The organism is Mycoplasma sp. 6243 (assembly GCF_051200785.1).
Lineage (GTDB): Bacteria > Bacillota_I > Bacilli_A > Mycoplasmatales > Metamycoplasmataceae > Mycoplasmopsis.
Genome location: NZ_CP195154.1, coordinates 550,258 through 568,657, shown reverse-complemented (window position 1 = coordinate 568,657; position 18,400 = coordinate 550,258). Strand labels below are relative to the sequence as shown.

At 27.2% G+C, this 18,400-nt stretch carries 14 protein-coding genes and 1 tRNA gene; 7 read left to right on the top strand and 8 right to left on the bottom strand.

The window, feature by feature from the left end; translation table 4 throughout:
- Positions 1 to 82 precede the first annotated feature (82 nt).
- Together ACR82Z_RS02450 and ACR82Z_RS02445 are read right to left on the bottom strand one after the other, a co-directional pair.
- On the bottom strand, positions 83 to 1,192 hold the full coding sequence (locus tag ACR82Z_RS02450; RefSeq protein WP_435128286.1) for a DDE-type integrase/transposase/recombinase: 1,110 nt from the start codon (positions 1,190 to 1,192) through the stop codon (positions 83 to 85).
- A 112-nt stretch (positions 1,193 to 1,304) separates the two neighbouring features.
- A complete protein-coding gene (locus ACR82Z_RS02445) occupies positions 1,305 to 1,664 on the bottom strand; it encodes a hypothetical protein (protein ID WP_435128283.1) in 360 nt (119 codons plus the stop codon).
- 316 nt (positions 1,665 to 1,980) lie between these two features.
- Here ACR82Z_RS02445 and ACR82Z_RS02440 point away from each other — a divergent pair, with 316 nt between their 5' ends.
- Complete coding sequence (locus ACR82Z_RS02440) at positions 1,981 to 4,425, top strand: N-6 DNA methylase (protein WP_435128281.1); 2,445 nt, start codon at positions 1,981 to 1,983, stop codon at positions 4,423 to 4,425.
- 47 nt (positions 4,426 to 4,472) lie between these two features.
- Positions 4,473 to 5,351, top strand: a complete 879-nt coding sequence (locus ACR82Z_RS02435; RefSeq protein ID WP_435128278.1) for a DNA-methyltransferase — start codon at positions 4,473 to 4,475, stop codon at positions 5,349 to 5,351.
- A 1-nt stretch (position 5,352) separates the two neighbouring features.
- On the opposite strand, the gene ACR82Z_RS02430 is transcribed toward ACR82Z_RS02435, so the two are convergent.
- From ACR82Z_RS02430 to ACR82Z_RS02415, 4 genes are read right to left on the bottom strand one after another with little or no spacing between them, the layout of a single operon-like run.
- The gene (locus ACR82Z_RS02430; protein ID WP_435128275.1) at positions 5,353 to 5,568 is read right to left on the bottom strand and encodes a hypothetical protein; all 216 of its coding nucleotides are present in this window, start codon (positions 5,566 to 5,568) and stop codon (positions 5,353 to 5,355) included.
- Positions 5,562 to 5,948 (bottom strand): TaqI family restriction endonuclease, encoded by a 387-nt coding sequence (locus ACR82Z_RS02425; protein WP_435130636.1) that lies wholly within the window; start codon positions 5,946 to 5,948, stop codon positions 5,562 to 5,564. Before ACR82Z_RS02425 ends, ACR82Z_RS02430 begins: the two co-directional genes overlap by 7 nt.
- Entirely contained in the window at positions 5,921 to 6,097 is a 177-nt protein-coding gene (locus ACR82Z_RS02420; protein ID WP_435128272.1) for a hypothetical protein, read from the bottom strand. The genes ACR82Z_RS02425 and ACR82Z_RS02420 overlap by 28 nt, the downstream gene beginning before the upstream one ends.
- Before the next feature lie 43 nt (positions 6,098 to 6,140).
- Positions 6,141 to 12,752, bottom strand: coding sequence for a beta-N-acetylglucosaminidase domain-containing protein (locus ACR82Z_RS02415; RefSeq protein ID WP_435130624.1), 6,612 nt, complete (start codon positions 12,750 to 12,752; stop codon positions 6,141 to 6,143).
- 283 nt (positions 12,753 to 13,035) lie between these two features.
- On the opposite strand from ACR82Z_RS02415, the gene msrA reads away from it, so the two are divergent.
- From msrA to prmC, 3 genes are all read left to right on the top strand, one after another.
- On the top strand, positions 13,036 to 13,533 hold the full coding sequence (gene msrA, locus ACR82Z_RS02410) for a peptide-methionine (S)-S-oxide reductase MsrA (protein ID WP_435130622.1): 498 nt from the start codon (positions 13,036 to 13,038) through the stop codon (positions 13,531 to 13,533).
- A gap of 61 nt (positions 13,534 to 13,594) precedes the next feature.
- On the top strand, positions 13,595 to 14,674 hold the full coding sequence (gene prfA, locus ACR82Z_RS02405) for a peptide chain release factor 1 (RefSeq protein ID WP_435130620.1): 1,080 nt from the start codon (positions 13,595 to 13,597) through the stop codon (positions 14,672 to 14,674).
- Positions 14,674 to 15,402, top strand: coding sequence for a peptide chain release factor N(5)-glutamine methyltransferase (gene prmC / locus ACR82Z_RS02400; protein WP_435130618.1), 729 nt, complete (start codon positions 14,674 to 14,676; stop codon positions 15,400 to 15,402). Before prfA ends, prmC begins: the two co-directional genes overlap by 1 nt.
- A gap of 21 nt (positions 15,403 to 15,423) precedes the next feature.
- Here prmC and ACR82Z_RS02395 read toward each other — a convergent pair.
- Positions 15,424 to 15,497: transfer RNA gene (locus tag ACR82Z_RS02395), tRNA-Trp, on the bottom strand.
- Between the two features lie 9 nt (positions 15,498 to 15,506).
- On the bottom strand, positions 15,507 to 16,607 hold the full coding sequence (gene ychF / locus ACR82Z_RS02390) for a redox-regulated ATPase YchF (protein WP_435130616.1): 1,101 nt from the start codon (positions 16,605 to 16,607) through the stop codon (positions 15,507 to 15,509).
- 101 nt (positions 16,608 to 16,708) lie between these two features.
- Here ychF and ACR82Z_RS02385 point away from each other — a divergent pair, with 101 nt between their 5' ends.
- Entirely contained in the window at positions 16,709 to 17,203 is a 495-nt protein-coding gene (locus tag ACR82Z_RS02385) for an MAG0490 family ComEA-like DNA-binding protein (RefSeq protein ID WP_435130614.1), read from the top strand.
- 176 nt (positions 17,204 to 17,379) lie between these two features.
- Entirely contained in the window at positions 17,380 to 18,393 is a 1,014-nt protein-coding gene (locus ACR82Z_RS02380) for a ComEC/Rec2 family competence protein (protein WP_435130612.1), read from the top strand.
- The last annotated feature ends 7 nt before the right edge of the window (positions 18,394 to 18,400 follow it).

Genomic DNA, 18,400 nt, shown 5'->3' with positions numbered 1-18,400 from the left:
TATTGCTGAGGTGATTTTCAATCTAAAACAGATTGAATTCGTTTTGTATTATATCAAATTATGTATTGGTGTATTAGTTTTTTTAATTCATCGAAAGTAATTTTTGAATAATCAACCTTTTTAGTCATTCTGATTTTAAGCAAGAAAATCAATACTCGATTTCTCTATTATCCAAAGAATTACCAACTCTTGAAAATGATACTTTTCCATTCTTTCTTTCTATCATATCAATATAGTATTTTGAAGTATATTGATATCCATGATCCGAATGGATTATAAAAGAATCACGATTAAAATCTTTAATGTTTTTAAAGTTATCGATAACAAGTTTTAAATCATTTTTGGTGGATATTGAATATCCTAAAATTCTTTTAGTTTTATGTTCAATAATTGCAGATAAGAATATATGGTTTTGGAAAGGTTTTAGGTCAGCAGGAGCAGGGATATATGTTACATCAGTAGCGATGATTCCTCTAGAATCTTTATCATTAAAATCTCTTTTAACTAGATCTTCTTTTTGAAATTTTGTATTCTTCTTTTCACGAACTTTTTTCTTATTACGAACAAAAGATTTTATATTTAAATATTTCATTATTCTTCCTAAAGTCCTGTAATTTATGTATATTCCGTATTTTTCTCTTAATACAATAGACATTTTTACACGACCATAAACTTGCTTGTTTTCGTAAAAAACTTTCAGGATTATTTCTCTGTACTGCTCGTATTTTTCTTCCTTTTTGCTTATTGAATTTGTTTTTCATTTTGAGATAGTTTGTCTAGTTGCATCTAATATTTCTGCTGTCTTAGTTTGTGATAAGTCTTCTAATTCATGAGACTCATTTTTCTTTTGATTCTTATCCATTTTTTCTGCGATTTCATAGTATCGAGTCGCGATAATTATTAGATCTTGTCTGGTAAATTTTTCAAAATTTGGAACCTTAGATTTCTTGTCTTTCTTCGGTCTTCCAGAACCTGGTTTTCTTTGTGAACCACTTTTGGTTAATAATTGATTTTCCATATTTAAATTATAATATGAAACAATTTTTTTCAATCTATTTCTTAAACTTGTTGATTTAATAAAGATTAATTTTGGCTCGATTTCTTTCATAAAATATAAAGCTTTTTCGGTTCCTTCACTTGAATAAATTTCAAAAATTTTATCAAATTCTTCCTTCTTAAAATGCCTTGACATTGCTTTCCTTTCTTTAATATTTTTGGGCGCGGACACCCCTAGGGGTGTTGGTTAATCCTATTAATAAAACAAAAAAATTAACAGAATTAATTGTTAATCTTTTTGTCCTACTTTAATTATTCATGTTTTTATAATCAAAAGAAGAAGAATTAAGGAATTTGATAATTTCTTGATACTTATCTTTAACATCATTACTATCTCTTAACTTCTCATCATCTTTTTGCGATTTTAGTTCATTAAAATAAATAACATTTTTTGACAAACTATCAATAAAATTTCTATTTGTTATTAATTCTTTATTTGCTTGATAATCATTTTGTAGTTTATTCTTTAGATTCTTAAAATCATCTGAATCTAAAAAATAAAATTTTTGCTCTGGGAAATCACCATTATTATTTGTATTTGCACATGCCGCAACAAAGATAACAGGCGAAGAAGTGGGAACTAAAATAGAAAATAATTTCTTTTTCATTGATATCTCCGATTAAAATATTTTTAGGTGAGAAATAAACATAAATTCATAAAAAATTTATGTAGTTATTTATGGTTATTTTTCATTCATAATATAACATTAGCAAACTAAATATAGTACATTTTATTTTATCAAATTTTGATAAAATTTTATTCCTTTTTTAGTTTATTTTTTCATTATCTTTATTAAATATATGATGTAAATTTGAATATCTTCATCTTCTAAATAACAATAAATTATATGAATATGAAAATATCCTTGTTAGATAATGTATAATTAATATCTAAATTGTATATGAGACTTATATGAGGTAATAATGCGAAAAGATAAAAATATAACACCATCAGTAACTGATAAATTACAGCAACTTGGATACAATCTTTCTGATTGAGATGATAGTCAGACTAACAAAAAATTAGATCAAAACATTCTTTTTGTTCTTAATACTGCTTCAAAAAACAAAAATAATCAACCAGGTTATCCAGATCGAATTTATTTTAATAAGAAAACAAATTTATTAATTTTAGTTGAAGAAAAAACAAATATCAAAGATCATTATGAAGCAGATATTAAAAAAGGTGCTATTTCAGGGATAAAATGATATTTATCTAAGTTCTTGAATAACTCATTATTTGACAATTACAAAATTTTAGGTATTGCAGTAAGTGGTGATTTGTCAACTCAAAATTCTTATTATTTTGATTGTTTTAAAATAGCAAATAATGAAATTTTACATCAAAAGCAAATTAATAATTTTGTTAGTGAAGAAAAATTCTTATCATTATTTTATGATTTTGATGAAGAAGTTGCTATCTCCAATATTACAAAATCAAGTAAGAAAATAAATAAATTATTAAGAAATCTCGATAGTCAACAACGCCCTGTAATTTTATCAATGTTAATGATATCTTTATATAAACCTAAAAACTACCTTAATAATTTTCCTATCACATATAAATATGCACAACAAGGGATAGATATTTTAAATAGTTTATTTTATACTATACATGCTATTTTAGAATCACAAGGCATTTCTAAAGAAAAAATAGAAATTTTTAAAACTTATATACAAACATATAAACAAATTAAAGAACTTTCACAAACTAATATCTTAATAAAAATACTTGAAGAAATTGAACATAATATTATCCCTTTATTTAACAATCAATTTGCTTCTAAATCAAACTATGATATTATTGGTAGGTTTTATGAAGAATTTTTAAAATATGCAGGTGTATCTAATGTTAAAAAAGGAATCGTTTTAACCCCAAAACATATCACTACATTATTTACAAAACTTGTTGACATAAAAGCAAACGATGTGATTATGGATTTATGTTGTGGTACAGGTTCATTTTTAATCGCAGCAATGAATAAATTAATTGATTTAATTGAAAATAGTAATATACCAGACAAAGAAACAAAAATAAATAACATAAAAGAAAATCAACTTTTGGGTTTTGAAATTAATCCGACAATGTTTATTTGTTCTATTTCTAATATGTTGTTCCGTGGTGATGGTAAATCTAGAATTTATAACATTGATTCTATAAATGATAAAAAAAGTGATCAAATTATTGCACAAGTTAAACCAACTATTGGTTTTATAAATCCACCTTATTCAGGTGAAGAAAGCTCAAGTAATCCTACACCAAAAGAGATTACATTTTTAACTAAGATGTTAGATAACTGCAGCAGATATGGAATAATTATTGCTCCATTATCAATGTATTTTAAAGATCCTCATCGTAGACAAATGATTTTAAATAAACATACTTTAAAATATGTTATTAATATGCCATCTGATTTATTTAAACCAAATGCGTCAACATATACTGCTATTGCAGTTTTTCAAACACACCTACCACATGATTATAAAAAAGATGTAAAGTTTTATAACTTTGATGATGGCTTAGTTGTCACTGCAAAAGGAAGAATTGATTTATATGAAAAATATGCAGAAAATGAGGCAAAATTATTAGATTTTTTATTCAATAATTATTTTGATACATCCAAAGCTATCAGTGTACCTATTAAACCTGATTCAGAATGAAATGTGCATTCGCATCTAAAAACAAATTATTCAAATTTAACTAAATTCTCTTTTGAAAAAACTATCAAAGAATTTTTGATATTTCAAATCAAAAAAGAAATGGATATAGTTGAAAAAGAAATATCAGATTTTGATTTAATTTGATATATATCTAAATCACAAAAATTTGATAAGCTGTTAAATTATTTGAAAAATAATCCAAAAGATGAAAAAATTGATATAAGTAGTTGAAAAGAGTTTAATATCAAAGAAGTTTTTGATAACCTATGTAAACTTGAAAAAGGTAGATTAAAAACAACTCATCAATTAATAAAAGGTAATGATATTTATTATGTTGCTGCTAAAAAGACAAATAACGGAGTTTTAGAAAAAGTTGAATATGATGAAGAATTAGTTACCAAAGGAAATTGTATTGGATTTATCACTGGAGGCGATGGTTCAGGTGGATATAGTTTATATCATCCTGATGATTTTATTGCTAATTCATTTATTACAATTGGAAGATCTAAACACTTAAATATCTATACTGCAATGTTTTTAGTCACAATTTTAGATCAGCATCGTTATAAGTTTTCTTATGGTAGAACTTGACAATCAAAGCGATTTGATCAAACATTATTGCTGCTACCACAAACAACCGATGGTAAAATAGATTGAGAATATATTCAAAGTTTTATAAAAGGAATGAAAATTTCGGAATTATTATAATAAATATACAAATTTAAAATTTGTATATTTATATAAAGAAAGTAAATATGCACAAAATTTATGAATTTAATAATCAAATTATAAACGAAGATTGTTTAGAAGGTTTAAAAAATATACCAGATGATTCAGCCGACGTAATTATTATTGATCCACCATATAATATAGGTAAAGACTTTGGTAACAATAAAGATTCAATGGATATTAATGAATATATCACTTGAACAATGCAGTGATTTAGAGAGTGTTATCGAATATTAAAGCCAAATGGTTTAGGTTATATTTATGGTTTTAGTGAAATATTAGCACATATTTCAACTAAAATAGATCTAAAAAAGCAACGATGACTAATTTGACATTATACTAACAAAGTTACTCCAGGTTTAAAATTTTGACAACGTTCACATGAAAGTATAATTTGTTTTTGAAAAGATAAACCTCACTTTAATATCGATGATGTTCGTGTTCCATATACAGAAAATTTTATAAAAAACTCTGCTGGTAAAAAGCGAACTTCAACTAAGTGTCGTTTTAATAGTGATCCAAATTATCAATCCTATTACACCCCACATGAAAAAGGAGCATTACCTAAGGATGTTTTTGAAATATCCGCTCTGGCAGGCGGAAAAGCGCTTCAAGAGCGCTATTTTTACTGTAAAACACATAATATTTTTTGCAATCCGAAGCAACGAAGAGACCATGATGAATGTGATATTATTATCCATCCTACTCAAAAACCTATGGATTTAACTCGTAAATTAATTATGGCATCAAGACCAAAAGGTCGTAAATTTAATGTTTTAATTCCGTTTTGTGGTTCAGGTAGCGAATGTTATGTTACCAAAGAAATGGGTGGAAATTATTTATCATTTGAAATAAATCCTGATTATATAAAACTTGCTGAAAATATTGTAAATTTAATTAAATAAACTAAATATACAATATTTGAACTTTATTATCAATCAAATCTTTAATTTCTTGAAAATATTTAAGTGTAAAAATTACAAATCCATTGTTTAGTTTTTGTAAATACGGACTATCTCCATTTAATCCATACAAATATGCATAATCTTTATAATCACCTTGATTATGTTCTTTGGTTTTCTTTACATACTTACATTTCTCAACTTGTTCATCAGTTATCACAGTATAATAAATATCAATAACTTTATTTGCAATACTTTGTTTTTTGCTAATGAAATCCTGTTTCTGATTTCTTTTCTACCGGTTTCCTTTTTAATTTGTATCCCGATTTTCAAATCTTTATAATCTATTAGAATATCGATACCATCTCGATCTAAGTCACTTGATTGAAATACATTTTCTTTACCAAAAACTCTTTGACAACAATAACCTGCTTGAATTTGTGTAATAATTGATGCTCAGGTTCGATATATCCTTGCTTCTATACCTTTAAATAAACAACATTTGCATAATCCAATATGATTTTTATTGAAATTTAGAATTTTTGCTTTCATATCGTCGGTTAAATAATAATTTAAATATCAATCATCAAAATCAAGTAAGTTATTATTATGTCAATAAACTTGATATATAGCATCAAGTGCTTGGATTTCTTTTGCATATCTGCTTCCATAATTTTGATATTTTTATATCTAGTGCGATATAAATCTAAGTTTATTGATTCTAAAAATTCATTGAATGCATTATCCATATTGTTATTTTAACACAAAAATAAGCATCCATAGATGCTTATTTTATTTACGTTTTTTCTTTATAAAATAGTATGTTAACCCACTAATGATACCTAAACTTAAAATTCCTACTATAACTCCTACAGCTATTTTTCAAGCATTAGATGATTTGATTTGTTGTTTAGGTTTCTCTGCTGGTTTTTCAGTTGGTATAGGATTTTCAGGTGTTTTAGGTTTAGATTCTTGATTTTTGTTAATTTCATCAATTTTCTTTTGAACTTCATCTTTTAATGCATTAACATCATTAATGTTATTTTTAACTTGCTCATATTTATTATGATATGCTACTTGCAGATTATCAGGAAGTTTTTTGATTAATGCATCAACATCTGAATTTGCTTGATCTAATTGCTCCTTAGCTTTTTCATCTTTTGCTTGTTGTGCTTGCTTTTCATCATTAATTTCTTTATCTATTAAAGTTTTTAGTGAATCTAGTTGTTGCTTAGTAGTAGCAGCATCAATTTGACCGATGAATTGAGCTTTCTTGGTTGAATCTAAGATTTGATTTGCAATTCCTTTGATAATTTCTTTATATATATCAAAGTCTGCTTGTGCTTTTGCTTCTGCTTTTATTTGTGCATCTGCTGTAAGATAGATTTTTTGTAAATCAATAATATTATCAGCATCTGACATTTGGTTAGTTAAATCAGATTTTATCTTTAAGTCTTTTATTTTATCAATTAAGGCTTTTGTTTTATTTCTTTGATCTTGTAATTTTTTAGTCTCTTGCGCATTATATAGATCATTAATTTGTTTTAAAATTTCACTTAATTTATCATCTGTTAAATCGGAAGCGTTAATTTTGTTTGCAAAATCTTGTTTATCATCTAATTTTTCTAATTGAGCTAGAGCATATTTTTTTGCATCATTTAAATTAGATGGATTAATTTTCAGCATATCTTGTGCAATTGTTATCTGACTTTGTGCATCATTGATTTGTTTTTCAGTAATTCTTTGAACATCGATTAGATTATTTTTAATTTGATTAAAAACTCGACTGTAATCAGCATATGAATCTGTTGTATAGATATTGTTGGTATTTGGAATTTGTGTTTTAGTAAGAAGTTGATATTTTGAAATCAAATGATTTCTTTGCTCTATTGCTTTATTAGTAGTAGTTTTTAACGATGCTAAAGCTTCATCAATTTGGGCAGAAGTAGCATCAGGGTTACTTATTACCACACTCTGTTGATTAATTAAATCAGCAATATTTTTAGATAAACTAGGAAAACGAAGTTGATATTTATCTGTAAATCCATATGCATCATTTTCTAAATACTCATTATATGCTAGTAATTTAGATCCTTTTACTGAAGCTACTAAGGATTTGTATGCATGGATATATGCATCATTAAGTTTTTTTAACTCAACTGCAGATGGATTAGTTTTTCTTAACTCTACTTTTAATGCATCTGATTTCTCTTTTAACAAATTATAAGAAGATTCAGTATATTCTAACTTATTAATAGTATCGAAATTTTTGATGTTAAGTTGTGCTATTTGTTGTTGAACATCAGAAACAACCAGTGATTCTTTTGTTTTTTGATATGCTTGTTTTAGTGATGTTACAGTAGAATCGGTCAAATCATTTGTATTTTTCAGTGCTGCTTTAATATCATCAATAGCATTTTGATATTTACTGTATGAATCAAGAGTATAAACAACATTATCAGTGTTTTCTAATACAGAATTTAAAATATCTTGTAATTGTTGTTGTTTAGTTGTTTTAGTTAAAGCAGAAGATTTAGCATTTTCTAGTCTGGTTTTAATATCATCAATAGTTTTTTGTGTTAAGAGTTCATCATCCTTAATTGCTTCTTGTGCAATAGCCTTAATTGCATCATAATTTGTCTTTGATTCGTTTGTTCAATTGTTATAAGTTGATTCAATGTTTTCTTGAACTAAGGTTTTTAAAGCATTTTTATCAGTCTCAGCAGTTTGGATAATATCATAACCAATTAACTCAGTAATTTTTGGCTTAGGTTTACTTGCATCTCAATCAATTTCTACAGATATAATTGCTTTATTTGCTTGATGTGGTAGTTTAAATGAAACAATATTTGTGAATAATTTACCTACCAACTTCTTTTCTACTGTATTTGTAGATGTATCAAGAACATTTACATAAACTGATGCATATGAATCTCCATCTGAAACAACCCGTAAATTACGGTTATCAAAATAACCTTTTTCAATGTATCAAATTAACTTACCATTAGTATTTTTAGGTTCATAATATGTATTTAAATTTGAATCCAGTGTGTTAGCAGGTTTGGTATCTTTTGAAATTTCTGTGTAATTTTCTCCTCCAAACCTTGGATCGTTATCGGCAGGGATATAGACACCTTTGTTAACTAAAATTTCATTAATTGTTAATGATGTATTTGCTGGATAATCTTTGGTTATCTTTAGTTTTATATATCTAGCTTTTGTAGAGATATCATCTTTTCCTCAATATTTAGCATTTGGATATTTTGGATCTTCTGTTCCTGCTTGCACATTTGCTAAGCTATTAGTTGAATCGGTGGTATCATTGATACTAAAAAGCGATGTTCAATGAGCAGATGTTTCATTAGTTGCCGATGCTAAAACTTCTATATTTCTTGGATAATTTGAAGTTGATTTACTTGCATAAATCCGTAAAGATTTTAAATCAATTTGCTGACCTAAGTCATAAATAATTTCATTATCTTTTTTAGGTGTTGATGTAAAACTAACAGAAGTGTTAATGTCACCATCGAAAGCATAATTTGAATTTCTTGTATCAGTGTTGTTATGATTGTTTGCTATGGTTGAAGAAACTAAATATCCAAATGTTTTAACATCTATAATATGAACTTGTAAGTTTTTAAAAGTAACTGATAAATTAGTATCCGAATTGTCTGTCTTTTTGTTTATTAATCTCACAAATTGCATTCTTACTGGAGCGCTAAGTGTATTTTCAACATCTGTTCATTGATATCCGTCTGATGAATATTGTAGTTTTAGATTTGTATCTGGATTTGTTATATCTTTTGTTATTGAATCTACATTATATACATCACCTAAATCAATACCGATGAATTTGTCCTTTGCAACAGTGATATTCGAGGTTGCATCGGGGTTATTTTGGTTAAATAATTTAAATGTATTATCAATTTTATCTGTAACAAGATTTGGACTTTGGATATCGGTGAATAAGTATTTATTTGATGGCCGCGGTTTTTCAACAAATGATACATCGTGTAATTTTCATCAAGTTTGCAAATTATCTTTTGATTTAATTCTAATCCCGGTTATAATACCCCACGAATCGGGGATATTGATATTTTGATCATTTTTTGCATCAGTGATATTTTCAACATCTGAATCAATAGGTAAGTTATTTCTTTTTGCTTGAATAACGATATTATGTACTTTATCAGCATTCTCTTGCAAAATCCTTAAGGATGCAACTTGCATCGGACGCTTGAAATCAATATCAACATAATCACTATTTTGCACATTTCCATTATCAGAATGTGACAGTCATGCGAAACTTTGATCATTTGCATCCAAAACATGGTCTAAGTTATAATCTTGATAAACTTTCATGTTTGAAGAAATACGATATTTTTGCTTACTGGTATAATTTGGTCCATACACCGAAATATCCGCTAATCTTCATCATACATGTTGTTGTGCTGCTACCTTAAATCTAAAATCCTTAGCATTAGCATAACCTGAAATATATTGAATTTGTTGATTATTAAGATGAAATGCTCCAAATTGTTTTCATTGCTTACTTGAGTCTGTTTCGTTTTCGTCCTTATATTCTACAATGAAATCATTTAATGCATCAGCAGGTTTTGATCAAGCTTGTTCTACTCGGATTGATGTAACAAGTTGCATGTTTGGTAAACTGAATCCTAGTGTGTCACCGACGAAAACAGTATCATTTTGACCATTTTTAGCATTAGAGTATCATCCTTCTGTGGATAATTTATTATCAGTTAAATAAGCAGGTCCACTATGTGAATCAGGTTGATAAGCATCCTTTGATTGCATAGTAGTATTTGCTTGATTAAATTGTAGCCCTGTATATGCAACATCAGATGCTGTCACATCTGGATTGGCATGAAATTCTAATAAACGTAAATTTTTATTATTTCTTGGTTGTTCTTCTGTATCATATAGTCTTATTGCAATTACATTATATATAGTATTAAAACTTATATCTTTACCTGTTGATTCATTATCAGAATAATTTATTGATGTTTGATTTGGAACATCTACTCATTGGTCACTGTTATTTATTTGATATTGTAATTTAGATGTTAAAAAGTGATTTCCATCTGCTCCTACAAATTTAACAAAAACAGAATGTAGCGAAATAGGATGATTAAATCTTGCTCCAAATCAATCACCTGCTTTGATCCCGCCACTAGCGTCGTTAGATTGGGTATAAATAAGTTGTGTTGTATTATCTTTATTGAAAACAACTGATGGATCGATGTTTCCTTGTTTACCTTTCATTTCAGTGATAAAAGTACTGGTAAAACTGCTAGGTTGTAAGGTTTGATTATTAATTTTATTTAAAGTTCAATCAATTAATTTTTGTGCAAGTGGTTGGATATATTGTGAACCAGGAATAGCATTTAACTGATTACCTAAATAATCAAAACTATGTTTTTTAGATGCATCGATCAAATTTTTACCTACATTAGCAAATTCAATAAAGTTATCTGGCTCACCATTTTTATAACTTTTTAACCCATTTAATAACATAGTAATTCCAGCTGATAATTCTTTAAAAGAATCAAGTCATGGTTTCATTTGAGTAATTAACTGTGGATTTAATGTAGAAGTTGAAAAGATTTTTAAAGCATTTGAAATTGTGTTAAATGCATCGATTAATGAATCAATATCTGAATCAGTAAATGAATCATTGGTTAATTTGTTTTGCAGTGTTGTAATTATATCCTTGATATTTTGTGATTCTTGTAGTTGTGGGGGAGATAAATTACTCTGATCTTGATGAATCATATGTTTTGCAATTTCTCTAAATGCAATTGAAACTGCGTTATCAAATTCGGAATTATTTAGTACATGTTTAAAGGAGTTTTCTCAAATTTTATCTGCTTCTGCATCGGATTTTCAAACTTTTCAAGCATAGTTTGCTCCACCAAAAATAGCAACTTTTGATGGTTGTTCTTGTTGCATCGGATTTAGCAGTAATCCTGAAAACTTAGAAGCATCCACAACTGGTTTTAAAAAGTCTTTGTATCCACCTAAAATCAGTTTGGTTTTGGCTTGATCACTAACTGGTCAATTTATCCATAATAATGGTGGATTCACCATATTTGCAGTTGTTTTTGACTCTGTATTTTGAGTTTGTATTTGATTTGATAATGTTTGATCATATTTTTTTAATCAATCATTATTTACGGTTCCGAAAATTGCCCCTGAAGTCATTACAACTGATACTTCTGGAGGAAAACTTGCAAAATATTTTTGACCATCACCCATATACTCATCAACTACATAAGGTATGGTTAGAACTAAATCAGGATAATTTTTTTTAAGTTCTTTTAATCAAGAAACTAAATCTTCCAGAAATTTCTTTTGTTGATTTTCAGATTGGGTTTCAGCATTTTGATCATTACCTGATTTAAATGGTTTACCAAAATCATCACCTAACACCCCGATTTGCCGAACACCTGCATCGATAACTTGCTTAAATTTCGCTTTCAATGCTTTCAAATCGCTATCATAGTTTGCAATAGTCATTCTGCTATCTGAAAATGGATGCAAGGTATAAATAAACCTTACTTTGGTTTGATTACCAAGTTTTGCAAGTGGTTTGATCAAACGATCAAGTTCATCTTGTGTATATAACTCTCTTCATTTGCTGCGATGTTTTGGATCATCTTTTGGAGAATACATATATGCATTAAGTTTATAGTAACTTCCTCACTTCATATAATCTTGGCGATCTTGTAAACTCCAAGGATTTCCGTAATATCCTTCAACAACTCCACGAGTTTTAACATCTGCTCAATCTTTGATTTCAAAACTTGCAATTTTGTTCCCATCAAGTTGTTTAAAGATATGTCACAAGGTGGTTGCTCCATAAAAAGCAGCATCGGAATTTTTAGCCATAACTGTTATATAATCAGTTTCTTGTCCGTCGATATCAACTTTTTTAGAATCCAATTGATATGAATCGATTTTAGTATTTAAACTATCATCTAAATTGATTCCTATTTCTTTAACTTTTTTATCAACTAAATCATCTGTGCTATCACCTTTGATTCCGACTAAAATATTAGTTTTACCTGCTATAAACCTGCGTGTTGCTTTATAATGCAAGTTTTTTAGTTTTAATACTTCATCAAAACGTGCAATTGTTGCATCATCAATTCCTTCTTCAAAAATGATATTTACATCATTTGTGATTAAAAAGTCTTTATCTTTTTGATATTGTGATTGTTGTACACCTGGAAAAATTTGATAAAGAGAATCGTTATTTGTGTTATCAACTGATTTAGAACTATCTTTATTAGTTGCTGGTTGTGAATCAGTTGCTGAAATACTTGCTAGTAATCCAACTGCTGATGCAGATACTAGCAAGGTTTTGAGTTTTTTTAAATTCATATAAACCTCTATTATGTTTTAAAAGGTATATAAATATATTTCTTCCTATATACAAGTGGTTTTAGTGAAAGCACAACCTATATATATATATATATATACGGAGCAATTATAACAAACAAGGAATCAACATCATAATAGATGAAAAAATTTTACATTGTTTTGTTTTATTGTACAAGATAAACCAAAAATTTGAAAATTTTTTTTATTTTCATAAGAAAGATAAGAAATAAATGAAATTTATTTATTAAAGAATTTATATATAATTTTATACAGAAAGGAAATTATGAACAAAGAAGTATATTTAGCTGGTGGTTGCTTTTGAGGAGTAGAAGCATTCTTCCAAAAAGTCAAAGGTGTTTTAAGCACAAGTGTTCATTATATTAATGGTGGTAGCGAAGGTGTTTCATATCGACAAGTATGTAATGGTTCATCGCATGCTGAAGCTGTAAAAATTATTTATGATGCAGATGTTTTAACACCTAGTGATATTTTTAAACTATTTTTATTAATTATTAATCCGTATTCATTAAACAAACAAGGAAATGACCGTGGCGTACAATACCGTGTTGGGATATATACTAATGAAACTGCACTAAGAGCTGAATTTGAAAAGCTAAATCAAGCATTTAAAGAAACTGAAGGTAAAGATAATTATATTGAGATTTTACCTGTTAGCGATGATACAAAGGCAGAAGAATACCATCAAAAATACTTAAACAAAAATCCATTTGGATATTGTCATATCAACTTAGATGGTGTTCCAGCGAAATATCGTAAATAAATTTACCAAAGCGAACGCTTTGGTTCTTTTATATTTAAAATTATGATAAAATAAAAATACTATGGAACAAACAATGTATAAATCACTTTATCAAATCAAGGAAAAATATCAAGAACTTGAAAAGTCGCTTGAAAAACCTGAAATTATTTCGGATATAAAAAAATATAACAAAATTAGCAAAGAAATTAATTCAATAAAAGATATCGTTATAGTTTTTAACAAATACCTTGATGCTCAAGAAAATCATACACAAGCAAAAGAAATGTTATCAATAGAAAAAGATGAAGAAATTTTGGCATTTGCTAAACTTGAAATTCAAACAACCGAGGAATTAATGGACAAATTAACAGAAGAATTAAAAATTTTAATTCTTCCACATGATGAAAATGATAACAGAGATGTAATAGTTGAAATTCGTGGAGCAGCCGGGGGCGATGAAGCAAATATTTTTGCAGGTGATTTATACCGTATGTATTCAAAATGATGTACACAAAATAATATGAAAACTACATTATTAGATTCAATTGGAGCTGAAGCAGGTGGTTTTACATTAGTTACCTTTGCTGTGAAAGGTGAAAAACCTTATTCTAAATTAAAATTTGAATCAGGAGTACACCGTGTGCAAAGAATTCCTGTAACCGAAGCAAAAGGACGTGTTCATACATCTACAGCTACTGTTACAGTAATGCCAGAAATTGATGATGATGTAGAAATAGAAGTGAAAACCGAAGATATCCGTGTTGATGTGTTCCGTTCAAGTGGTAATGGTGGTCAATCAGTTAATACAACTGATTCAGCAGTTAGAATTACACACTTTCCAAGTGGAATTGTAGTATCTTGTCAAGAAGGAAAATCACAAATCCAAAATAAAGAGATTGCAATGCGAATTTTAAAATCTAAACTTTATGATTTGGAAATTCAAAAAAAGCATGCCGAAGAATCAGCATTTAGAAAACTTGCTGGTTCAGGAGCGCGTGCTGAAAAAATACGAACTTATAACTACCCACAAGATCGTGTTACTGACCATCGCATCAGTTATTCAACATCCTTAGCGCCTATTATGGAAGGTAGGTTGAATGCGATTATTGATGCATTATTAGCAGAAGAACAAAATGAAAAAATAAAAGAAGCAGGGATTTAATGTCAACAAAAGCAGATTTATTGCTTGAAAAAAGAAGATATGGTTTGGATCAAAACATATCTTCTTTTGAAGAACAACAACTTGAAACCGGCATGCCAGTTCAAAAAATAATCGGATATATTGAAATGGCTGATGTAAAAATTGATCTGAGATATAAAGTTTTAATACCTAGATATGAAACCGAAGAATTAATTTTATATGTGAAAAAGATGTATCCTAAAAATGCTAAATTAAGAATTTTAGATTTATGCTGTGGTTCAGGTTTTATCGGACTAGCATTAAAAAAATATTTTGTTAATTCAGAAGTAATTTTATCTGATATTTCTGATGAAGCAATTATGCAAAGTAACTTAAATAAGAAGATAAATAATTTAGAAGTTAAGATTATCAATTGCGACTTATTTGATAGCATCATAGGTAAATTCGATGTTATCGTAAGTAATCCACCTTATTTATCAACAAACGAAAAACTTGATAAATCAGTTCTTAATTTTGAACCACATAATGCTTTATTTACTGATAATAATGGTTTATATTTTTATCAGCAAATTATTAAAAAAGCTGATAAATATTTAAAAAATGAAGCAAAAATATTTTTTGAAATCAACCCGTTACATTTAAACTGATGAAATCATCAAAAATGAAAATATGACATCAAAATTATTAATGATATTGCTAATAAACCAAGAATTGTGGAATTTGCATATAAAAAACCTAGCAACAACTAGGTTTTTTTGATCATTTTGATATGGCAGGGGTTAAAGGAATCGAACCCTTATCATCAGTTTTGGAGACTGCTATAATACCATTATACAAAACCCCCATAAAGAAGTTACTTACCAAATTTAAAGTGACAAACATCACCATCTTGCATTATATATGATTTTCCTTCCGATCTCATTTTTCCAGCATTCTTAGCACCTAATTCACCTTGATAATTTATATAATCATTATAAGAAATTACTTCTGCTTTAATAAATTTTTTTTCAAAATCACTATGAATTACTCCGGCACATTTAGGAGCATTTCATCCTTTATAAAACACTCAAGCCCTTGCTTCTAATTCTCCGGCTGTAAAATAAGTTTGTAAATTTAATAAATCGAATGCTTGCTTGGTAAGTAAATCTAATCCACTAGTTTTTATTCCATAAAGAGATAAAAATTCTTGTTTTTCCTTTTCATCTTCGATTTCGGTTAATTCTGATTCAACTTTTACCGAAATCGGTAAAAGTTTTTCATAATCTTTTAAAGATTTTTTTAGTTGCACATAAACTGCATTGTTATTATAATCCAAAAATTGTTCAGATGATAAATTAGCAACATAAATAATTGGTTTATAAGTTAATAGATGATACCCTTTAATAAATTTGCTTTCAGATTCATCTAAGTCAACTTCCCTAGCAGGTATTTCAGATTCGAGTGCTTTTTTTATTTTCATTGCGGCATTTTGCTCAATAATAGCATCTTTGTCACCTGATTTAGCTTTCTTTGCAACACGATTTAACACATTATTAATTGTTTCTAAATCAGCTAAAATTAATTCAGTATTAATTATTTCTTTATCACGAACCGGATCAACTGAATTAGAAACATGCATAATATTTTTATCTAAAAAACAACGAACCACATGAATAATTGCATCTACTTCACGAATGTTAGTTAAAAACTTATTTCCCAATCCTTCACCTTTTGAAGCACCTTGGACTAATCCGGCAATATCAACAAAATCAAAAGTTGCTCATACTATTCTTTTTGGATTAACTAAATTAGCTATATTTTTTAATCTTACATCGATTAAAGGAACCGATGAAATATTAGGCTCAATAGTTGTAAATGCATAATTGCTTGCTTCAACATGTTTTTTAGTTATCGCACTAAACAATGTGCTTTTTCCAACATTTGGAAGTCCGACAATACCTGCTTTTAATGACATAAATCTCCTTGTTCTTTATATTTTACTAAATTTCAAGTTCATAAAAAGTTCTTTTTTTGTTCTTTTTGCTTTCTTTTTTTAAAATAATCTATATATAAAATATGAAAGCAAAAATTTTTAAATATATAATAAGCATAATTTTGATAGCAGCTACACTTGGAACACTTAGTTATTTTACTTTTTTTGCTACACCACAGCAAAATACAGCAAAAAAAGAAATGATCAAAAGATATATTTTAAAAGGTGCAGTAAAACAAACAGGTATTCACGAAAGTTCTAGTCCACTAACATATCGGCAGTTATTCTTTATTACAAAACTATTACCAGATGGAGATGTATCTGCATTTAAATTAGATGATTTAGCAATTGAAAATAAAGAAATATATGTTCCATTTAAAAACCATCAACTTAATTGAGAAGATTTGCATTCAATCAATCAATTAACAAGTTATGGAATAAGTAAATCATATGCACAAAAGATAATAGATTATAAAGAGAGTAAAGGATACACAACAACTTGAGACGAACTTTCAAAAATTTCTGGTATTGGTCAGAAAACAATTGAAAAATTAAGAACTTTCTTGATTCTAGAATAGCATCATTTAATGCATTTTTGGTTTTAACATTCTTTTATCTTGTTTTATCATCATTTAGTCTATTAATTTTGATTTTTTGGATAATTATTTCACTAATTCAGATTTATGTTTTTAGAAAATACTTGATTCGACTACTTATCTTCATAGTAATTTTATCTGTAATTTTATTATCTAAAATGCTTATATATAGATATTTTTATGCATCAGGTGTAAATAACACATTCCAAGTAATTGGTGTTTATAAAAGCTATATAGCAGTACGAAATTTTTGAAATTTAAAGTATTATATTTCAAATTATAATGATAATTATTCAATTTATCAATTTATCAATGTGCAAGGAAACATTGCTGAAACAAGTTATCAAAAAATCCTATCAACAAATATCTCACCTGCTACAAACTGAGATTTTCGCTACTATATTTTTAATTTTTACTCAAAATTTGATGGTTACCAGCAAACCTTGATCCCAATGACATTTGGATATACATATAAAACATCATCGTTAATTGATAATGCATCAAAAATTGGTATTATGCATCTGCTTATTATTAGTGGACTACATTTTGGGATAATTGATAAAATATTAAAGAAAATAACAAAAAGAAAATGAATTGGAATTTTTGTTATAGGAATTTATTGATTTTTGTGTAACTGAAGTTTTTCAACTAACCGTGCTTTTGTTTTTAAAATACTCCCTAGAAATAAAAAATATTTCAAGGATAAGTCTGATAAATATCTTTTTGCTGCATTTATATGTATTGGTTTAAACAATCAAATTAATTTATCTGTTGGATTATTTATCACCTTTATTTTAACTTATCTACTACTTTTTACAAAAAAGTTAACTAGAATTAAAACAAAAATTATTACTTCATTAGCATTATGATTTATATCAATTTTGTTCATAATTTATATGAATAAAAATATAAATTTGCTTTCTTTTTTAATCATACCTATTTTTGCTATATTATATGAGATAATTTTAATAGTATCGTTAGTTTTATTTTGATTTCCTTTTGCATCTTTTTTAGTTATATACAGTGTAAACTCAATTATTTCAATGATGCTATATTTTGTAGTAAATATCAAAATTGAATTTTTATATGTTAAAGAAATTATGGTAGTTTTAATTTATGTTTGCTCTATTTTAATGATGTATCTTTATAAAAAGTGGCATTATCAGTTATAATATTATT